Raw genomic sequence first — 18,942 nt, forward strand, 5'->3', positions numbered from 1 at the left:
GGCCAGCGCTGGAGCGTCAGTTCAGCTCAGGACGTCACAAAGCGGAACGCCGCCCCCGATATGGGGGCGGCGCGCCATAACACACAGTCCATGTCCACAACATTGCCGGCAGCCGTGGCGAAGCTGCATAACAGCCCCGCGCGGTCGGCCAAGCTGGCGATGCTGCGGCGCAGCAGGCATCAGCCCTGCAGCGCCTTCACCATGGTGGAGCCCAGCGCTGCCGGGCTGTCCGCCACATGGATGCCGGCCTCGCGCATGGCGCTCATCTTGGCCTCGGCGGTGTCCTTGCCGCCGGAGATGACGGCGCCGGCATGGCCCATGCGGCGGCCCGGAGGCGCGGTCGCACCGGCGATGAAGCCGACCACGGGCTTGTAGTTGGCCGAGCCCGGCTTGTTCTCGAGCCCCAGGAACTCAGCCGCCTGGATCTCGGACTGGCCGCCGATCTCGCCGATCATGATGATCGACTGGGTCTCGGGGTCGGCCAGGAACATCTCCAGCACCTCGGTGAAATCGGTGCCCTTCACCGGATCGCCGCCGATGCCGACGCAGGTGGACTGGCCAAGGCCAGCCGCCGTGGTCTGCGCCACCGCCTCGTAGGTCAGCGTGCCCGAACGGGACACGATGCCGACCGAGCCGCGCTTGTGGATGTGACCCGGCATGATGCCGATCTTGCAGGCATCGGGGGTGATCACGCCCGGGCAGTTCGGCCCGATCAGGCGGGACTTCGAGCCGGAGAGCGCCCGCTTCACCTTGATCATGTCGATCACCGGGATGCCCTCGGTGATGCAGATGATCAGCGGGATCTCGGCGTCGATGGCCTCCAGGATGGAGTCGGCGGCGAAGGGTGGCGGCACGTAGATGACCGAGGCGTTGGCGCCGGTTGCTTCAGCGCATTCGGCAACGGTGTTGAACACCGGCAGGTTCAGGTGGGTCTGGCCACCCTTGCCCGGCGTCACGCCGCCCACATAGTTCGAGCCATAGGCGATGCCCTGCTCGGCATGGAAGGTGCCCTGCGACCCGGTGAAGCCCTGCGTCATCACCTTGGTGTTCGCGTCGACGAGAATGGCCATGTTACGCGGCCTCCTTCACGGCGCGCACCACCTTCTCGGCGGCGTCGGCCAGGTTGTCGGCGGGGATGATCTTCAGGCCGGATTCAGCGAGGATCTTCTTGCCGAGTTCAACATTGGTGCCTTCGAGGCGCACCACCAGCGGCACGGACAGCGTCAGGTTCTTGGCCGCCGCGACAACGCCATTGGCGATCATGTCGCACTTGGCGATGCCGCCGAAGATGTTGACCAGAATTGCCTTGACGTTGCTGTCGGAGGTGATGATCCGGAACGCCTCGGTGACGCGCTCGGCCGTCGCCGTGCCGCCGACATCGAGGAAGTTGGCCGGCGAGGAGCCGTACAGCTTGATGATGTCCATGGTGGCCATGGCAAGCCCGGCGCCGTTCACCATGCAGCCGATCTCGCCATCGAGCGCGACATAGTTCAGGTCGTTCTTGACCGCGTCGAGTTCCTTGGGGTCCATCTCGCTGTCGTCGCGCAGCGCCTCGAGGTCCTTGTGGCGGAACAGCGCGCTGTCGTCGAAGCTCACCTTGGCGTCGAGCGCCACCACGTCGCCGGCGCCGGTCACCACCAGCGGGTTGATCTCGACAATGGCGCAATCCAGCTCGACGAAGGCCTTGTACATGGCCGAGACGAACTTGGTGAAGGCGGCGATCTGCTTGCCTTCCAGGCCCAGCCCGAAGGCAAGCTTGCGGGCATGGAAGCCGGAGACGCCGGAAGCCGGGTCCACCACCGCCTTCAGGATCTTCTCCGGATTGTGCTCGGCGACCTCCTCGATCTCCATGCCGCCCTCGGTGGACGCCATGATGACGATGCAGGAAGTGTCGCGGTCCACCAGCAGGGAAAGATACAGCTCGCGCTTGATGTCGCAGCCATCCTCGACATAGACGCGGCTCACCAGCTTGCCGGCCTCGCCGGTCTGCTTGGTCACCAGCGTCTTGCCGATCATGGCATCGGCGGCGGCGCGGACGTCCTCGACCGACTTGACGACGCGGACGCCACCCTTGCCATTCGGGTCTTCCTTGAAGCGGCCGGCGCCGCGCCCGCCGGCGTGGATCTGCGACTTCACCACATACACCGGACCCGGCAGCTTCTTCGCCGCCTCTTCCGCCTCGGCGGCGGTCCAGGCCACATGGCCATCGAGCACTGCAACGCCGTAGCGCTTCAGCAGCTCCTTGCCCTGATACTCGTGAATATTCATCCGTTCACCCTCTGCATGGGCTGGACGGCCGTGGCCCGGCCGAAATGGCCGGGGCGGAAAGCCCCGGCCGGCATTATCAGACGCCGAGCTTCTTGAAGTCCTCGACGAGCTTCTTCACCGCATCGCAGGACTTGTCGAAGGCGGCCTTCTCCTCGGGGAGGAACTCGACCTCGACCACCTTCTCCACGCCGCCGGCGCCGATCACCACCGGGACGCCGACATAGAAGTCGTTCATGCCGTACTCGCCGTTCAGCATCACGGCGCAGGGCAGCACGCGCTTCTTGTCCTTCAGGTAGCTTTCCGCCATGGCGACCGCCGAAGCGGCGGGGGCGTAGAAGGCCGAGCCCTTTTCCAGCAGCTTGACGATCTCGCCGCCGCCATTGGCGGTGCGCGCTACGATGGCGTCGATCTTCTCCTGGGTGGTCCAGCCCATCTTGATCAGGTCGGGCACCGGGATGCCGGCCACCGTGGAATAGCGGGTCAGCGGCACCATGGTGTCGCCATGGCCGCCCAGCACGAAGGCGGTCACGTCCTCGACCGAGACGTTGAACTCCTGCGCCAGGAACAGGCGGAAGCGCGCGCTGTCCAGCACGCCGGCCATGCCGACCACCTTGTGCGCCGGCAGGCCGGATTTCTGCTGCAGCGCCCAGACCATGACGTCGAGCGGGTTGGTGATGCAGATCACAAAGGCGTCGGGGGCGTATTGCTTGATGCCCTCGGCCACCTGGCCCATCACGCCGGCATTCTTGGTCAACAGGTCATCGCGGCTCATGCCCGGCATGCGGGGAAAGCCGGCGGTAACGATGATCACGTCGGCACCGGCGATGGCGGAGTAGTCGGAGCCGCCGCTCATGGCGCTGTCGAAGCCGTCCACCGGGCTCGACTGCATGATGTCGAGCGCCTTGCCGGCGGCAACGCCGCCGAACACGTCGAACATCACGACGTCGCCCAGCTCCTTCAGGCCGATCAGGTGGGCCAGCGTGCCCCCGATGTTGCCGGCGCCGATCAGCGCAATCTTGTTGCGGGCCATGGACGGGGCTCCTTCAAGGAATTTCGATGTCAGGCGGAAATCTAAAAATCGTGCCGTGCCTTCCTACCCCGCTCCCAGCACTCCGACAAGCAGCGCGCGTGGGGCGAAAAAGGTCTTGGCTCCGCAATCAGAGCGGCAGGCAGCGAACCACGTCGTCATGACCCCGGGCCAGGGTCGCCATGGTGCCGATCGGGCATTCCCGCTGCTCGCCGGAGGCCATCGGCAGCCCGGCCTGCCAGGAGGTGCGCTGCGGCGCCGTCACCCGGGCCTGCGGCACCCGGCTGGCGGTGCGCTGCAGCTTCGGCTGCCGCAAGAGCTGCACCGGCTTGGCGCTGGCGGGGCGGCTGGCCGCCACGCTACCGGTGCGCGCCATCGGCCGCGAGGCTTGGCGGCTCGTGGCGCTGCCCACCGAACTCAGCGCCTTGGCCGTCTTGCTCATGCCGGACGCCGCCGGACCATCCCGTCGCGGCGAGGCCGCTCCGGCGCTGTGGTCCAGCACGGCGGGGGCCAGCCCGAAGGCCAGCAGTCCCAGCAGGCAGGCGGTCATGACGCTTCGCATGGCAGCTCCTCTTTTTGAACGAGTTGTCCGGGTCCCTCCCCGCCGCGCCTCAGGTCAGGTGCGGCAGGCCCAGATAGTCATGGCTTTGCATTTCAGTCAGGCGGGAAGCGGTGCGCTGAAACATCGCCGCGTTCTCGCCCTGCTCGTACAGCCGGTCGGGCTCCGCGGCGGCGGAGGCGACCAGCTTGCAGCGATGCTCGTACAGCGCGTCCACCAGGGTGATGAACCGGCGCGCCTTGTCGAAATTGTCCGGCCCCAGACGCGGAATGCCATCCAGCACCAGGGTGTGGAAATGAGTCGCCAGCGCCAGGTAATCGGCCGGGCCGAGCGCCTGGCCGCAGAGCTGGTCGAAATCGGCCCGTGCCACGCCGGAGGCCGCCTGCGGCACCTCGACCCGGCGGCCCAGCACCATCAGCCCCTGCTTGTCGCCATACGCCTTTCCGGTGAGTTCCTTGAAGGCCGCATCCAGCGCGCGTTCGGAGCGTCCATCCACCGGCGAATGCCAGGTGGGAAGGCCCTGGATGCGGCCGCGCCGGTAATCCTGCGCCGATTCCAGGTGCAGGACGTCGACGTTCTTCTTGATCAGGTTGATGAACGGCAGAAAGGCGTCGCGTCCCGGCCGGCCCTTGAACAGGTCGTCCGGCGCGGTGTTCGAGGTGGCGACGATCACGGTGCCGCGGGCAAACAACGCTTCGAACAAGCGGCCGAGGATCATGGCGTCCGCGATGTCGTGCACCTGGAACTCGTCGAAGCAGAGCAGGGAGGCCTCGGCGATCACCTGATCCGCCAGCGGCGGGATCGGATCGGTGCCGTCGCCATGCTGCTTTTTCCAGGCATGGATGCGCTGGTGCGATTGCTGCATGAACTGGTGGAAGTGGATGCGCTTCTTCCGCGGCACATCGGCGCATTCGAAGAACAGGTCCATCAGCATGGACTTGCCGCGGCCGACCTCCCCCACGAGATAAAGGCCCTGCGGCGCGTTGCCGGGCGCTTCCTCCACCGGCTTGCGGCGGAAGAAGCGGCTCATGAAGCCGCTGCCAGGTTCGGATGTCGGCACTTCGCGGCGCGGCTCATAGCCGCGGGTACGGCGCCACAGATCCTGCAGGATTTCCGCGGCCTGAGCCTGGGCCGGATCGGAACGCAGGTCACCCGCCGCGACGCGGGCGCGGTAGGCCGGCAACGGACCTTCACTGGTGGCGGCGGAGTGCAGCGCCGGCTTTGTCGGGCCATCCATTGCGTTGCGGCATAAAGGGTTATCGGCTGTCCGACAACCAGCCTGGGAAGAAGTTTCCGGTCATTCGGGCCTTTCCTGCGCGGGCCGCAGGCAGATTCCGACGCCACGTCCGACACCTGGCCGCTGCCCCGAACCAATGGGCAGAACAACACGAAACCCTGGTCACCAGACGTGTACGCGCCGGCAGGATCATGGGCGGCAGATCAGCGCGCTCACCATCCGGAACATGCCGACGCGCCCATGAAAAAGGCCGGGGAGCTTGCGCTCCCCGGCCTGTCGTGGCGACAACGAAAGCGGTTCAGCCCTGGCGTTCGATCATCAGCTGGCGGATCTCGCCGATGGCCTTGGCCGGGTTCAGCCCCTTCGGGCAGGTGGCGGCGCAATTCATGATGGTGTGGCAGCGATACAGGCGGAACGGATCCTCGAGGAAGTCGAGGCGCTCGCCCGTCGCTTCGTCGCGGGAATCCGCGATCCAGCGATAAGCCTGCAGCAGCACGGCCGGGCCGAGATAGCGGTCACCGTTCCACCAGTAGGACGGGCAGGCGGTGGAGCAGCAGAAGCACAGGATGCACTCCCACAACCCGTCCAGCTTGGAGCGCTCCTCACGCGACTGGCGGCGCTCCTCGTCCGGCGGCGGTGCCGTCTCGGTCTTGATCCAGGGCTGGATGGAACGCAGCTGAGCGTAGATATGCGTCAGGTCGGGCACCAGATCCTTCAACACCGGCATGTGCGGCAGCGGAGTGATGCGGACGTCCTTCTTCACGTCCTCGATCGGCTTGAGGCACGCGAGCGTGTTCATGCCGTCGATGTTCATGGCGCAGGAGCCACAGATGCCCTCACGACAGGAGCGCCGAAAGGTCAGCGTGGTGTCGACCTCGTTCTTGATCTTGATCAGCGCGTCGAGGACCATCGGGCCGCATTTGTCGAGATCAATCTCGTAGGTGTCGTAATGCGGGTTCTGTCCCGTGTCGGGATCGAACCGGTAGATCTTGAACGCCTTGACGTTCTTCGCCCCAGCTTCGGCCTTGTAGGTCTTGCCGGTCTGGATGGTGCTGTTCTTGGGCAGCGTGAAAGTGGCCATGGGGGTGCGGCTCTTCCTCAGTACACGCGCGGCTTGGGCGGGAAGACCTGGACCTCGTTGGTGAGGGTCCGCATCTTCACGTCACGATAATCGAGGCTCACCTGGTACTTGTCGTCGACGCGCGCCAGGGTGTGCTTCATCCAGTTCTGATCGTCGCGCTCGGGGTAATCCTCCTGCGCATGCGCGCCGCGGGATTCCTTGCGAGCCTCGGCGCCGACCACGGTGGTCAGGGCGTTGCCGATCAGGTTGTCCAGTTCCAGCGCCTCCACGAGATCGCTGTTCCAGATCAGGCTGCGGTCGGCGATCCTGATGTCCTTATAGGCATCGGCGACCTTGCCCATCTTCTGCACGCCTTCCTTCAGCAGGTCGGAGGTGCGGAACACCGCAGCATGGGTCTGCATGGTGCGCTGCATCTGCAGGCGCAGCTCGCCCACCGCGGTGCCGCCCTTGGCGTTGCGCACGCGGTCCAGGCGGTCGAGCGCATGCTCGCCGGCCTTGGGCGGAAGCGGCGCCTGGCTGGCGCCGGCCTTGATGGTCTCGGCGGCGCGATGGGCGGCGGCGCGGCCGAACACCACGAGGTCGAGCAGCGAGTTGGTGCCGAGGCGGTTGGCGCCGTGCACCGAAACGCAGGCGGCCTCACCCACCGCCATGAGGCCGGGAACCACGCGGTCCTGGTCGGTGGCGGAGGGGTTCAGCACCTCGCAGTGGATGTTCGTCGGGATGCCGCCCATGTTGTAGTGGACGGTGGGCAGCATCGGGATCGGCTCCTTGGTCACGTCCACGCCGGCGAAGATCTTCGCCGTCTCGGAAATGCCCGGCAGCCGCTCATGCAGCAGGTCGGAGCCGAGATGCTCCAGATGCAGGTGGATGTGGTCCTTGTGCGGGCCGACGCCGCGCCCTTCGCGGATCTCCATCGACATGGCGCGGGACACCACGTCGCGGGAGGCCAGATCCTTGGCCGTCGGGGCATAGCGCTCCATGAAGCGCTCGCCCTCCGAATTGGTCAGGTAGCCGCCCTCGCCGCGGGCACCCTCGGTCACCAGGCAGCCGGAGCCGTAGATGCCGGTCGGGTGGAACTGCACGAACTCATTGTCCTGCAGCGGCAGGCCGGCGCGCAGCACCATGCCGCCCCCATCGCCGGTGCAGGTATGGGCGGAGGTGCAGGAGAAATAGGCGCGGCCATAGCCACCGGTCGCCAGCACCACGGTCTGGGCGCGGAAGCGGTGCATGGAGCCGTCTTCCAGGTTCCAGGCCACCACGCCGCGGCAGACGCCTTCCTCCATGATCAGGTCAAGCGCGAAGTATTCCACGAAGAACTCGCAGTTATGCTTCAGGCTCTGCTGGTACAGGGTGTGCAGGATGGCGTGGCCCGTGCGGTCGGCGGCGGCACAGGCGCGCATCGCCGGGGTTTTGCCGTAGTTCTGCATGTGGCCGCCGAAAGGCCGCTGATAGATCCTGCCATCCTCCGTGCGGGAGAACGGCACGCCGTAATGCTCCAGCTCGATGATCGCCGGCACGGCCTCGCGGCACATGTATTCGATGGCATCCTGGTCGCCCAGCCAATCCGACCCCTTGACGGTGTCGTACATGTGCCAGCGCCAGTCATCCTCGCCCATGTTGCCCAGCGCGGCCCCGACGCCGCCCTGTGCCGCCACGGTGTGGGAGCGGGTCGGGAAGACCTTGGTGATGCAGGCAGTTTTCAGGCCCGCGGCGCCCATGCCGAAGGTCGCGCGCAACCCCGCACCGCCGGCACCGACCACCACGACGTCATAGGTGTGGTCCACGATGCGATAGGCGCCCGAGGAAGGCATGGTGATCGCGTTCATCGTCCAGGTCCGTCCATACAACTGCGCGGCGTGTTGTTGAGGGGCCGCCGCCTGTGCTTCATTCGACCAAACAAAGATAGTGCGGCTTCGCCGCTCTGAAATGCCTCAGACCGCGATCCGCAGCACGGCGAGGCCGGCTACCAGCGCGAGGATCCAGCAAAGGCCCTTGACGGCCAGGATGCCGCCCGTGCGCACCAGCTCGCCACGGGTGTAATCCTCGATCACCACCTGCACGCCGATCGCAGCGTGGTAGAAGGACAGGCCGATGGTGGCCAGCAGCAGCACTGCGTTGAACGGCCGCGCGATCCAGGCCTGCGTCGCCTCAAAGGACTGGCCGGTCATGGACGCAGCCGAGAACACGAACCACAGGGTCAGGGGCAGCAGGGCGATCGAGGTGACGCGCTGCATCCACCAATGATGCGTGCCGCCCTTGGCCGAGCCGAGGCCGCGCACCCGGCCGAGCGGGGTGCGCATGGGAAACTTGATGCTGTTGTCGCTCATGATCTCGTTCTCAGGCCCAGGCGATGATGGCGACCAGCCAGGTCAGCACGGTCATGACGGCGGTGCCGATCAGCACCGCGCGCCCGGTGCGGTGTACCGCGGGCATGTCGCAGCCATAGCCGAAATCCCAGGCCAGGTGGCGCAGCCCCGCCAGGGTGTGGAACCAGGCCGCGGCCGACAGCCCGAACAGAACCAGGAGGCCCAGAAACGATCCCAGGAACCACTGGACGTCCGCGAAAGCGTCGGGGCCGCTTGCCGCCGCGGCCAGCCACCACACCATGAAGATCAGCCCGACCGTCCAGGCGCAGCCGGTGATGCGGGCGCCGATCGACAGGCCGCTGGTGATCTGCAGCATGTCGTAGACCTGCAGGTGCGGCGATTTCGGCCGCAGGATGCGTGTCCCGTCGGTGCGGATCCCGACATAGGTCGCATCACGCAAGTCACTGTTTTTGGACATGGACAGATCCCGCTTCCGCACTGAGTACCGGCTGCCCCGTCACGACGCCGGGGCAGCGGCGGGCGAAGCAATGCTGAAAACCTTTTATGGTGCGGTGCCCCATAGCGTCAACGCGCCGGGAGGGCGAAGTTTCACCCCGGCGGATCACCGAACAGTTCCGTCACCCGGAAAAGGTCGGGTTCCCGCCGCCCGGATCCCGGGCGGCGGGCGGCTCACCGGCCCTCAATAGCCGCGGTAATAGCCCGGGGAGCCACCATAGCCCTGTTGCCGGTTGTCGTAATACGGATCGCTCCGCCGCTCCGGCGTGGTGGCTGCGCCGCCCACCGCGCCCAGCGCACCGCCGAGCAGGGCGCCCGTGCCGGCATTGCCGCTCAGTGAGCCCAGCCCGGCGCCGGCGCCGGCGCCGAGCAGGCCGCCGCCCACGGCGCGCTGACCGGGGCTGGTCGAGTCACAGGCCGCCAAGCCCAGGCCGATGCCGCCCAGCAGGGCGATCCGCGTCATCGTTGTCCGCATCATGGAATGTCCTCCTTCAACCTGTTCAACGTGGAACAGGCTGCCGGGGATGCGGGGCGCCGACGTGGCGAAAGCGGGGCAATGCCGCCACAAGCCGACACGCCTGCGTGAGGCACCGCCCCGTCCCGTGCCCGGCCCGGCGCAGGCTCAGCCTTTGGCGGAGTCCAGCAGGCCCTGCCGCACCAGTTCCTCGGCGATCTGCACCGCGTTCAGCGCGGCGCCCTTGCGCAGGTTGTCGCCGACGCACCAGAAGGCCAGGCCATGGGGAACGGTGGGATCGGCGCGCAGCCGGGACACGAACACCGGATCCTCTCCCGCGACCTCGACCTGGGTGGCGTAGCCGCCATCCTCGCGCCGGTCGAGCAGGGTCAGCCCCGGAGCCTCGCGCAGCGCCGCCCAGGCCTGCTGCACCGTGATCTCGCTCTCGAACTCCACATGGATAGCCTCGCCATGGCCGATAAAGGCCGGCACCCGCACCGCCGTGGCCACCACCTGGATGTCGGGGTCGAGGATCTTGCGGGTTTCCACCGCCATTTTCCATTCCTCCTTGGTGAAGCCGTCGTCGAGGAACTTGTCGATGTGCGGGATGCAGTTGAAGGCGATCGGCTTGGTGAACACCTCGGGCGTCGAAGCGTCGTTGACGAACACGCCGCGGGTTTGGGTGAACAGCTCGTCCATGGCCTCCTTGCCGGCGCCGGAAACCGACTGGTAGGTGGCCACCACCACCCGCCGGATGCGGGCAATGGCGTGCAGCGGCTTCAGCGCCAGCACCATCTGGATGGTGGAGCAGTTCGGGTTGGCGATGATGCGGCGCCTGCGGAAGCCTGCCAGGGCCTGCGGATTGACCTCCGGCACCACCAGCGGCACGTCCGGCTCCATGCGGAAATGGGAGGTGTTGTCGATGACCACGCACCCCGCCGCCGCGGCGCGCGGCGCATGGATGGCGGAAACCGAGGCGCCGGGCGAGAACAGGCCGAGATCGGTGCCCTGGAAGTCGAAGGTCTCCAGGTTGCGGACCTTGAGCACCTGCTTCTCGCCAAAGGAGATCTGCTGCCCGGCGGAGCGCGGCGAGGCCAGGGCCACCACCTCGCTGACCGGGAACTGGCGCTCGGCCAGGGTCTTCAGCATCTCGCGGCCCACATTGCCTGTGGCGCCGACGACGGCGACGCGGTAGCCCACCATGCGGTTCTTCCTTGTATGCCGGTGCCGGCCCACGCCGCACCGGGACGTTGGCGGGGCAGTTCCGGTCTGGCGTGAGGTCGGGGCTGCCTTACTCCGCGGCCGGACCGGCGCGCAACGCCTTTGGCCGTCCGGGCACCCTTGCCCGGCGCGCCGCGCGGCGTAGATGTGGCACCATGCTGCATATCCTGAAGCTGAGCGTGGGCCCGCGCGACGTGGCCTCGCTGCGCGCCGCCCAGGCCCGGAGGGTCGAGCTCGATCCGCCCCTGCGCCACCTGACCCGCATGGCGCCGAAGCGCGCCGCAGAGGTGCTGGACGGCGGTTCGCTGTACTGGGTGGTGGCAGGCTATGCCTGCGTCCGCCAGCGCATCCTCGACATCCGCACCGAGGCGGGCTCCGACGGCACGCCGCATGCGGCGCTGGTGCTGGACCCGGAGCTGGTGGCGGTGGCGGCGCGGCCGGTGAAGCCGTTCCAGGGCTGGCGGTACCTGGAGGCGATGGCCGCGCCTTCCGACCTGGTGGCCGGCGCCACCGACAGCAGCGGCATCGCCGCCCTGCCGCCCGCACTGCGCCAGGAACTGCAGGCATTGTGCCTAATCTGAGCCCGGGGAAAACCGCGGCGCGGGCATAGAATGGCACAGATGACCGCGATTTCAGCTCCGGCCCATCCCGACGACAGCCCGGGTGGTGAAGGCTGAGCACCGAGGCGCGGAAAGGCCGGACCGGAGCCGGGACCGCCGCCTCATCCGGAACGCTTCCATACCCGGACCGCTTCGCTGGCTGTTCGCGCCCCACCTGTTCCTGCCATGCCGCAAGGGCGGGCCAAAGGCCGGACCTCGATACCAGGCGGCACCTTTGTTTCCCGGCAGGTCGCCGCTTGGGATGCCGGCCCTCCTCGAGACGGGGCCGGCGACTTGGGCCGGCCGGAGCGATCCGGCCGGCCTTTTTACCCCTGGTTCCGGAAGCCGGGCTCCGCGCGCGGCGGCATGCCGGCCGGCACCTCGTCCTCGTCGCGCTGCGCTTCCACCAGCGCCAGCAATCCTTCCAGCATCAGCCCCGGCGAGGGCGGGCAGCCCGGGATCACCAGATCCACCGGCAGCACCTGCCCCACCCCGCCCTCCACGGCGTAGCTGTCGCGGAACACGCCGCCATCCAGCGCGCAATCGCCCACCGCCACCACCCATCTCGGTTCCGGCGCGCAGTGCCAGGCCCGCTGCATCGCCTCGGTCATGTTGCGGCAGGCCGGGCCGGTGACCAGCAGCACGTCGGCATGCCGCGGCGAGGCCACGAAACGCAGCCCGAGGCGCTCCAGATCGTACACCACGCCGGACAGGCCGTTGATCTCCAGCTCGCAGCCATTGCAGGAGCCGGAGCCGACGTGGCGGATCGCCAGGCTGCGCCCGAGCCGGGCCCGGGCCGCCGCATCGAGCCGCTCGATCAGCGCCGACACCGTGATTTCCGGCACGGGCGGGGCCGGATCGGTCTGCGGACCGCGCAGCAGGTCACGGACGAGGCGTGGCAACAACATGGGCGGCCAGGACAGGCCGGCCAGGGCCTGCCGCAACGGCGTCCAGGGGGGTGGCGGACCGGTATCGGTGGCCGGTTCCGGCGTGTCGCTCACAGGTCCACCCCGCTGTAGCTGGCGTTGAACGATCGGTTGCAGAGGGGGAAATCGGCAAGGATGCCGTTCTGCATCGCCGCCTCCAGCAGCGGCCAATGCAGCCAGGAGGGATCGCGGGCGAAGCAGGCGCGGATCAGCCCATTCTCATCGAGCGCCATCCAGCACAGCACCTCGCCGCGGAAGCCTTCCACCAGCGCCACGCCTTCCCCGCCCTGGACCGGCAGGGCCAGCAGGGTCTCGCCCGGCTCCAGCCGCGCGAGCAGGGTCTCGGCCATGGACAGGGATTGCTCCAGCTCGGCCATGCGCAGCGCCAGCCGCGCTTCCACATCGCCGCTGCGCAGCACCGGCACGGTGAAGGCCACGGCGTCATAGGGGGCATAGGCGCGGTTGCGCCGGGCATCGAAATCCCGCCCCGAGGCACGGCCAACGAAGCCGCCAGCGGCGAAGCGCCCTGCCAGCGCCGGGTGCAGCACCCCGGTGCCGGCCAGTCGGTCCTGCAGGCCGGCCTGTTCCTCGCTGATCCGTCGCAGGGCCGGGAACTCGGCCTGGATCCCGGCCAAGGCTGCGCGCAGCGTGTCGGGGCCGCTGCGCGCGATGTCGATGGACACGCCGCCGGGCACCACGCGGTCCATCATCAGGCGGTGGCCGAAGGCGGCCTCCTGCGCCCGCAGCAGGGCCTCGCGCAGCACGCCGCACCGCGCCTGCGGCCAGGCGAAGCCGGCATCGTTGCAGAGCGCGCCCCAATCGTTCAGGTGGTTGGCGATGCGCTCCAGCTCGGCCATCACGCCGCGTAGCAGGATGGCACGCGGCGGCGGGGTGAGGTCCAGGGCCGCCTCCGCCGCGGCGGCGAAGGCCCAGGAATGCGCCACGGTGGAGTCGCCCGAGATCCGTGCCGCGAAGCGGGCCGCCGCGCGCGGCGACTTGCCGCGCATCAGCCCCAGCGTGCCCTTGTGGGCGTAGCCGAGCCGCGCTTCCAGCCGCACCACCCTCTCGCCCTGCACGTGGAAGCGGAAATGTCCCGGCTCGGTTACCCCGCCATGGACAGGGCCCACCGGCACCTGGTGGACACCCTCCCCCAGGGCCGGCAGGAAACCGGGCTGCGGCGGCTCGGCCATGTTGGGCTGCGGCCGGGCGGATAGCGGCGCCATGGCAGGCCACCGGCCATGGTCGAGCCAGGATCGGCCATCCGTTCCGCCCTCGGCGCGCAGGCCCCACAGATCGGCCACGGCGCGCTCGAACCAGGCGGCGGCAGGGCGCACCGGCGACAGCGCCGGGTAGCTGGCTTCCGCCAGCGGAAGCGTGGTCAGCAGCAGCCCGTCCGCGCCGTGAAAGGCGGCGTGCACGGCGCCTTGCTCCGCCCACAAGCCCAGGAAATCCAGCTCCGGCTCGTCGCCCAGGGCCGCGCGCAGCTGCAGCCATTGCGAAGGATGCAGCTCGTGCCGGAAGCCGACGCGGGCGGCCCCCTGGCGGATCAGCTTCGTGGCGGGGCGGCTCATCCGGCGATCCTCCCGGCCTCGGCCAACACGGCATACAGGGCGGACGGCAGGGCGAGGCCCAGCAACAGCGCCAGCAACAGGTGGAGGTGCACCGGAACCGTGGCCATCCAGGGCACCAGATGCGGCGGCAGCACGGCCGGGCCCGGCGGCAGGTTGGTCCCGGCCGAAGGCGCCGCGAGACCGAGCGCGATGGCATGCACCTGCCGTAGCACGGCCAGCGCCGTCAGCAGCAGCCCGAGCGCCAGCGGCAGCGAAAGCCAGGGCAGCCGCGTGACGCCCTGCTGCAGCAGCAGGAACTCGCTGGCGAACAGCGAGAACGGCGGCAATCCCGCGAGGGCCAGCATGGCGGTCACCAGCGACCAGCCCAGGATCGGCCTTGCCGTCGCCAGCCCGGCCAGCCCCGCAAGGTCGCGCCGCCCGGCGCGGCCCACGGCGAAGACGATGGCGGTCTTGACCAGGGAATGCCCGAGCAGGTGCAGCATGGCCGCCACCGAGGCGGCACCGCCCAGCCCGAAGCCGATGGCGGCGAGGCCGACATGCCCGATGCTGCTCCAGGCGAGGAAGCGCCGCGCGTCCCGCCGCCGCCACAGGGACATGGACGCCAGCAGCAGCGACACCAGGCCCAGGCCCAGCAGCAGCGCGCCGGGCGACAAGCTGGCGGGGTTCAGCCCGACCACCGTCTTGGCGCGCAGAATGGCGTGCAGCGCGGCGTTCAGCAGCAGGCCGGACAGCACGGCGGACATCGCGACAGGCCCCTCGGCCTGCGCGTCGGGCAGCCAGGAATGCAGCGGCGCCAGCCCGGCCTGGGTGCCATAGCCGACCAGCAGGAACGCGAAGGCGAGGCTGAGCAGCCTGCCATCGGCCTGCGCCGCCACGCCGCGCAACACGCCGAGGGAGAGCGATGCCTCGCCACCGAGCAGCGGCTGCGTCGCCAGCGCCAGCACGATCGTGCCGAACAGCGCCAGGGCGATTCCAAGCCCGGCCATGATCAGAAATTTCCGCGCCGCCTCGATCGCCGCGCGGCCGCGATGCAGCGCCACCATCGATACCGAGGCCAGAGTCGCCGTCTCGATCGCCACCCAGGCGAGGCCGAGATTCTCCGCCAGCAGCGCCAGGTGGTGTGCGCCCAGGAAGATCTGAAAGGCGGCATGAGAGGCGCGGCCGGTGAGCGGCGTGAAGCCTTCCGCCGGCAGGTGGGCCGCGGAAAAGCAGGCGGTGGTCAGCCCCACCAGCGCGCCGAGCAGCAGCAGCGGCAGGTTCAACGCATCGATGTGCAGCAGCCCGTTCACCCCGAAGGGCAGGGCCGCCAGGGCCAGGGCCAGAGCGAAGCCGGCGGCGGCCAGGGCGATGTTCAGCCAGGCCGCCAGCCGCAGCGACGGGATCGCCCCCAGTGCCACACCGCCGATCACCGGCAGCGCCACCAGAAGTCCCGGCAGGGTCGGGACCAGCATAGCGAGCGCCTCGTTCACCGCCCTGCCTTTCCGGGCGGGTCGCCCTCGGCATAGGGTTGATGCAGCAGGCCGGGACCCGGCCCCGCGACATCATCCCGAAGCCGCAGCGCGAAGAACCCTGCCACCGCAGTCAGCACCAGCACCAGCGCGGCGGTGGCCAGTTCCACCACCAGCGGCAGGCCGCGTGGCCCGGCGGCGGCCAGCACCAGCCCGTTCTCCAGGCTGAGCAATCCTGCCACATGCCCGATGGGGTGCCGGCGGATGATCATCATCAGCATGCCGAGCAGCACCACGGACAGGGCGATGGCCAGCCCTTCCCGCGCCAGCACCCCTGACCCGGGGGTGGCAGGCAGCACCACCAGGACCGCCAGCGCCACCAGCGCCACGCCGGCAACCATGCCTGGGCCGATGCCAATGGCGCTGTCCACCGCGCGCCGCAGTTCCAGGCGACGTACCAGCAGCCGCAGCCCGATCGGAATGGCCACCGCCTTGGCGCCCAGCGCCGCCAGCGCAGCGATGTAGAGGCCCGGCATGCCCAGCACCCAGCCCTGCCATGCCACGGCCAGGGCCAGGGCCACGCCCTGCAGCGCCAGGGCATGGATCACCGCTGCCACCCGCCGCTGATAAAGCAGCACGAAGCAGAGCAGCAGCACCCCGCCGGCCAGCAGATGCGCCATGTCAAAGGAAAGCTGGCCGAAGCCCATCACGCCGATCCGGTGGAAAGAAACAGGAAAACGGCGCCGAGAAGCGCCAGCAGCAGGGCGGCGCCGAGGAATTCCGGCACGCGGAAAAGGCGCATCCTGGCGGTCGCGCTCTCGAACACCGCCAGCGCCACCGCCAGCCCGGCCAGCTTCACCGCCCAGGCCAGCAGCCCGGCGGCCCAGCCGAACACGCCGGAAAACGCCGGCGCCGTGCCGAAGGGCAGAAACAGCGCCGCCAGAAGGGACAGCCACAGCATCAGCCGCAGCGCGGCTTGCATCTCCCACAGGGCCAGATAGCGGCCGGAGGTTTCCAGCAGCATCGCCTCATGCACCATGGTGAGTTCCAGCTGGGTGGAGGGGCTGTCCACCGGCAGGCGGCCATTCTCCGCCAGGGCCACGGCCAGCAGCGCCAGCAAGGCCAGCAGCAGCGACACCCGTAGGCCGGGCCCGCCCTCGGCGAACACTGCCCCGATGGCGTCGATGTTGGTGGAGCCGGCCAGAATGGCGAAGCACAGCACCGACAGGATGAAGGCCGGCTCGGCCAGGGCAGCGAAGCTCATCTGCCGCGCGGCGCCAAGGTCGCCGAAGGCGGTGCCCACATCCATCGCCGCCAGGGCCAGGGCGAAGCGCGACAGCGCCAGCAGCCCGGCCACCAGGATCAGATCGGCCATCGGCGCCAGCGCCATGCCGCGGGCGAAGCCCGGCACCAGGGCGACGGCGGCGGCGGTTGCGCCCAGCGCCAGATAGGGCGCGGCTATCGACACCGCCGAGGCGCTTTCGGCCAGCAAAGGCTGCTTGCGCAGGAGCTTCAGGAGGTCGCGCCAGGGCTGCAGCGGCGTGGCGCCCCGCCGGCCCATCAGCCGCGCTTTCAGCCAGCGCACCAGCCCCACCAGCAGCGGCGCCAGCGCCAGCATCAGCGCCAGATGCACCAGTTGCGTCACGATGCCGCCGGGCGTCATGCCGGGTCAACCAGGGCTAGCAGCACCAGCAACAGCAGCAGCGTGCCGAACGCGATGCCGAGGAACTGCCGGATACCGAGGTCGCGCAGCCATTCGGCGGCCCCTGCCAAGCGCTCCCGCCCGGCGCTCAACGGGCGCAGCAGGGCCGGCAGCACGGGATCGTGGAAGCCGGCCTCCAGCCGGGCCGGCGCCGGATCGCCGGGGGCGGCGAGATGCACCACCTCCCGCGCCATCAGCAGCCGGCCCCCCAGAAGGCGCCGCAGCGGCTGGGCGAAGCCGGCGGCACTGGCCTGGGTCGCCGGATCCCCGAAGGGAAGATGCGCCGGCGGCGCGATGAAGCCGCCATCCCACACCGGGCCGCGGGCCGCAGGATGCGGCGACCACCGCCGCAGCACGGCCGCCAGGCCGCCCGCGAACAGCGCCAGCAATCCCAGCACGCCCAATGGCCAATAATCCGAGGCCACGGTGGAGGCGCTGACCACCAGCGGCCCGGCCACCACCAGCCCCGCATGGCCGCTGATCTGCGCCACCGCCGGTGCGGCCAAAGCCAGCAAGCTGCCCGGCAGCATTCCCGCCCCGACCGACAGCACCACCAGCGCAACCAGCGCGGCGCGGGCGGGCGGCGCCGCTTCCTGCGCACCGAGGGTGCGCGGCGTGCGGGCCCGGCCCAGGAAGATCAGCCCCCAGAAGCGCAGCATCGCCGCCGCGCCCAAAGCCGTCGACAGCGCCGCCACGGCGGTGGCGACGGCCACCAGCACCTGCACCCAGAGCGCACCAACGCGCCAGGCCGACAACAGCGCCTGCAACAGCAGCCATTCGCCGGCAAAGCCCACCAGCGGCGGCAGCGCGGCGGCGGCGGCGGCACCGAACAGGGTGCACAACGCCACCAGCGGCATGGCATGGATCAGCCCGCCCAGGGCATCCAGCCGGCGAGACCCGGCGCCGTGCTCCACCTCACCCGCCGCCAGGAACAACAGCGTCTTGAACAGCGCGTGGCCCAGGGCGTGCAGCAGCGCCGCCCCCGCCGCCACCGAGGCCAGCGGCCCGAGATCCGCCGCGCGCAGGATCGCGGACAGGCCGAGCCCCATCGCCACCAGCCCGACATGCTCGATGGTGGAACAGGCCAGCAGCACCTTGCTGTCCACCTCCTGCGTGGCGCGCAGCGCGCCGAGCAGCGCGGACGCGGCGCCCAGCACCAGCAGCGGCGCGCCCCAGCCCGGCGGCTGCGCCGGGCCGCCGAGATCGAGCAGCAGCCGCGCCACCACATACAGCGCCACCTTGGTCATGGCGCAGGACATCAGCGCCGACACGCCGGCCGGCGCCACCGGGTGGGCGATCGGCAGCCAGCCATGCAGCGGCACCAGCCCCGCCCTGGATCCGGCGCCCAGCAGCACCAACGCCATCACCAGCGCCGCCACGCCGCCCTGCACCGGCGCGGCCCGCAGCCCGGCAAAGGACAGGTCCCCCGCCAGCCCGCCCATCAGCGCGATCGCCGGGATCAGGCAGGCGGCGCCGAAGATGGCGAAGCCGAGATAAAGCCGGGCTGCCAGCCGCTCGTCCTCGCCCCGGCTTTCCAGCGCCCGCGCCACCAGCAAGCCCCAGGAGGCCAGCGACATGGCCTCGAAGCCCAGGATCAGGGTGAAGCCATCCGCGGCCCCCAGGGTCAGCGCCATGCCGAACAGGAACAGCGGATAGGCGATCAGGCGGCGCGGCGGGGCCGTGGCCTCATGCGTCCAGGCGAACAGGCCGGCGGCGGCGCCCACCGCGCCCAGCAGCAACAGGAACCATGCGGACAGGCCGTCCACCGCCAGGCTAAGCGGCGCCCAGGGCGGACCGACGGGCAGCAGCAGCGGGGCGCCACCGCCGCCGGCCAGCACCGCGCCACCCAGCGCCATCAATCCCACCGACACGGCAAGGCAGCCGCCATGCACGCCCCGCGCCAGCGCCGACCAACGCGCGGCGCCGCCGCCGGCCAGGGCCAGCAACAGCAATGCGCACAACAGGATGGCGAGCGCCGCGGTCACGGCCTGTCAGGAAGAAACAACACGCGGCGGAGGATAGGCACC

At 69.7% G+C, this 18,942-nt stretch carries 18 protein-coding genes; 1 reads left to right on the plus strand and 17 read right to left on the minus strand.

The genetic code is table 11. The annotated features are described in order from the left end of the window. Positions 1–179 precede the first annotated feature (179 nt). From sucD to D2K64_RS01990, 11 genes are all read right to left on the minus strand, one after another. Positions 180–1,070 (minus strand): succinate--CoA ligase subunit alpha, encoded by an 891-nt coding sequence (sucD, locus tag D2K64_RS01940; protein ID WP_120006116.1) that lies wholly within the window; start codon positions 1,068–1,070, stop codon positions 180–182. Position 1,071: 1 nt separating this feature from the next. Beyond that, the gene (sucC, locus tag D2K64_RS01945) at positions 1,072–2,268 is read right to left on the minus strand and encodes an ADP-forming succinate--CoA ligase subunit beta (protein WP_120006118.1); all 1,197 of its coding nucleotides are present in this window, start codon (positions 2,266–2,268) and stop codon (positions 1,072–1,074) included. A gap of 76 nt (positions 2,269–2,344) precedes the next feature. Further along, entirely contained in the window at positions 2,345–3,298 is a 954-nt protein-coding gene (gene mdh / locus D2K64_RS01950; RefSeq protein WP_120006120.1) for a malate dehydrogenase, read from the minus strand. 127 nt (positions 3,299–3,425) lie between these two features. Continuing rightward, positions 3,426–3,857, minus strand: coding sequence for a hypothetical protein (locus D2K64_RS01955; RefSeq protein ID WP_157985685.1), 432 nt, complete (start codon positions 3,855–3,857; stop codon positions 3,426–3,428). A 49-nt stretch (positions 3,858–3,906) separates the two neighbouring features. Beyond that, positions 3,907–5,091, minus strand: coding sequence for a cell division protein ZapE (gene zapE / locus D2K64_RS01960; RefSeq protein WP_120006125.1), 1,185 nt, complete (start codon positions 5,089–5,091; stop codon positions 3,907–3,909). A gap of 298 nt (positions 5,092–5,389) precedes the next feature. Next, entirely contained in the window at positions 5,390–6,172 is a 783-nt protein-coding gene (locus D2K64_RS01965) for a succinate dehydrogenase iron-sulfur subunit (RefSeq protein WP_120006127.1), read from the minus strand. Positions 6,173–6,189: 17 nt separating this feature from the next. After that, complete coding sequence (sdhA, locus tag D2K64_RS01970; RefSeq protein WP_120006129.1) at positions 6,190–7,998, minus strand: succinate dehydrogenase flavoprotein subunit; 1,809 nt, start codon at positions 7,996–7,998, stop codon at positions 6,190–6,192. A 105-nt stretch (positions 7,999–8,103) separates the two neighbouring features. After that, positions 8,104–8,499 carry a succinate dehydrogenase, hydrophobic membrane anchor protein gene (gene sdhD, locus D2K64_RS01975; RefSeq protein WP_120006131.1) on the minus strand — a complete coding sequence of 132 codons (396 nt, stop codon included), beginning with the start codon at positions 8,497–8,499 and terminating at the stop codon, positions 8,104–8,106. A gap of 10 nt (positions 8,500–8,509) precedes the next feature. Continuing rightward, positions 8,510–8,956 (minus strand): succinate dehydrogenase, cytochrome b556 subunit, encoded by a 447-nt coding sequence (sdhC, locus tag D2K64_RS01980; RefSeq protein WP_120006134.1) that lies wholly within the window; start codon positions 8,954–8,956, stop codon positions 8,510–8,512. A 222-nt stretch (positions 8,957–9,178) separates the two neighbouring features. After that, the gene (locus tag D2K64_RS25890; protein WP_120006136.1) at positions 9,179–9,472 is read right to left on the minus strand and encodes a hypothetical protein; all 294 of its coding nucleotides are present in this window, start codon (positions 9,470–9,472) and stop codon (positions 9,179–9,181) included. A 144-nt stretch (positions 9,473–9,616) separates the two neighbouring features. Further along, a complete protein-coding gene (locus tag D2K64_RS01990; protein ID WP_120006745.1) occupies positions 9,617–10,648 on the minus strand; it encodes an aspartate-semialdehyde dehydrogenase in 1,032 nt (343 codons plus the stop codon). 176 nt (positions 10,649–10,824) lie between these two features. Between D2K64_RS01990 and D2K64_RS01995 the strand changes: the two genes are divergently transcribed. Then, entirely contained in the window at positions 10,825–11,250 is a 426-nt protein-coding gene (locus D2K64_RS01995; protein ID WP_120006138.1) for a DUF1489 family protein, read from the plus strand. A gap of 344 nt (positions 11,251–11,594) precedes the next feature. Here the strand turns inward: D2K64_RS01995 and D2K64_RS02000 are convergent, their stop codons facing one another. The 6 genes from D2K64_RS02000 to D2K64_RS02025 are packed head-to-tail and all read right to left on the minus strand — an operon-like array spanning position 11,595 to position 18,900. After that, on the minus strand, positions 11,595–12,269 hold the full coding sequence (locus D2K64_RS02000) for an NADH-quinone oxidoreductase subunit B family protein (protein WP_456316359.1): 675 nt from the start codon (positions 12,267–12,269) through the stop codon (positions 11,595–11,597). After that, on the minus strand, positions 12,266–13,765 hold the full coding sequence (locus tag D2K64_RS02005; RefSeq protein WP_120006140.1) for a hydrogenase large subunit: 1,500 nt from the start codon (positions 13,763–13,765) through the stop codon (positions 12,266–12,268). Before D2K64_RS02005 ends, D2K64_RS02000 begins: the two co-directional genes overlap by 4 nt. Beyond that, positions 13,762–15,234 (minus strand): proton-conducting transporter transmembrane domain-containing protein, encoded by a 1,473-nt coding sequence (locus tag D2K64_RS02010; protein ID WP_238383951.1) that lies wholly within the window; start codon positions 15,232–15,234, stop codon positions 13,762–13,764. Before D2K64_RS02010 ends, D2K64_RS02005 begins: the two co-directional genes overlap by 4 nt. Then, positions 15,231–15,920 (minus strand): hydrogenase-4 component E, encoded by a 690-nt coding sequence (locus D2K64_RS02015; protein WP_202910423.1) that lies wholly within the window; start codon positions 15,918–15,920, stop codon positions 15,231–15,233. The genes D2K64_RS02010 and D2K64_RS02015 overlap by 4 nt, the downstream gene beginning before the upstream one ends. Beyond that, on the minus strand, positions 15,920–16,876 hold the full coding sequence (locus D2K64_RS02020; RefSeq protein WP_120006142.1) for a respiratory chain complex I subunit 1 family protein: 957 nt from the start codon (positions 16,874–16,876) through the stop codon (positions 15,920–15,922). Before D2K64_RS02020 ends, D2K64_RS02015 begins: the two co-directional genes overlap by 1 nt. After that, positions 16,873–18,900, minus strand: coding sequence for a proton-conducting transporter transmembrane domain-containing protein (locus tag D2K64_RS02025; RefSeq protein WP_120006144.1), 2,028 nt, complete (start codon positions 18,898–18,900; stop codon positions 16,873–16,875). Before D2K64_RS02025 ends, D2K64_RS02020 begins: the two co-directional genes overlap by 4 nt. Between the last annotated feature and the right edge of the window lie 42 nt (positions 18,901–18,942).

The organism is Teichococcus vastitatis (genome assembly GCF_003604215.1).
Classification (GTDB): domain Bacteria; phylum Pseudomonadota; class Alphaproteobacteria; order Acetobacterales; family Acetobacteraceae; genus Pseudoroseomonas; species Pseudoroseomonas vastitatis.

Coding starts and splice junctions, on each gene's coding strand:
- sucD (WP_120006116.1), bottom strand. CDS start 1,070: ATGGCCATTCTCGTCGACGCGAACACCAAGGTGATGACGCAGGGCTTC.
- sucC (WP_120006118.1), bottom strand. CDS start 2,268: ATGAATATTCACGAGTATCAGGGCAAGGAGCTGCTGAAGCGCTACGGC.
- mdh (WP_120006120.1), bottom strand. CDS start 3,298: ATGGCCCGCAACAAGATTGCGCTGATCGGCGCCGGCAACATCGGGGGC.
- D2K64_RS01955 (WP_157985685.1), bottom strand. CDS start 3,857: ATGCGAAGCGTCATGACCGCCTGCCTGCTGGGACTGCTGGCCTTCGGG.
- zapE (WP_120006125.1), bottom strand. CDS start 5,091: ATGGATGGCCCGACAAAGCCGGCGCTGCACTCCGCCGCCACCAGTGAA.
- D2K64_RS01965 (WP_120006127.1), bottom strand. CDS start 6,172: ATGGCCACTTTCACGCTGCCCAAGAACAGCACCATCCAGACCGGCAAG.
- sdhA (WP_120006129.1), bottom strand. CDS start 7,998: ATGAACGCGATCACCATGCCTTCCTCGGGCGCCTATCGCATCGTGGAC.
- sdhD (WP_120006131.1), bottom strand. CDS start 8,499: ATGAGCGACAACAGCATCAAGTTTCCCATGCGCACCCCGCTCGGCCGG.
- sdhC (WP_120006134.1), bottom strand. CDS start 8,956: ATGTCCAAAAACAGTGACTTGCGTGATGCGACCTATGTCGGGATCCGC.
- D2K64_RS25890 (WP_120006136.1), bottom strand. CDS start 9,472: ATGATGCGGACAACGATGACGCGGATCGCCCTGCTGGGCGGCATCGGC.
- D2K64_RS01995 (WP_120006138.1), top strand. CDS start 10,825: ATGCTGCATATCCTGAAGCTGAGCGTGGGCCCGCGCGACGTGGCCTCG.
- D2K64_RS02005 (WP_120006140.1), bottom strand. CDS start 13,765: ATGAGCCGCCCCGCCACGAAGCTGATCCGCCAGGGGGCCGCCCGCGTC.
- D2K64_RS02015 (WP_202910423.1), bottom strand. CDS start 15,920: ATGGGCTTCGGCCAGCTTTCCTTTGACATGGCGCATCTGCTGGCCGGC.
- D2K64_RS02020 (WP_120006142.1), bottom strand. CDS start 16,876: ATGACGCCCGGCGGCATCGTGACGCAACTGGTGCATCTGGCGCTGATG.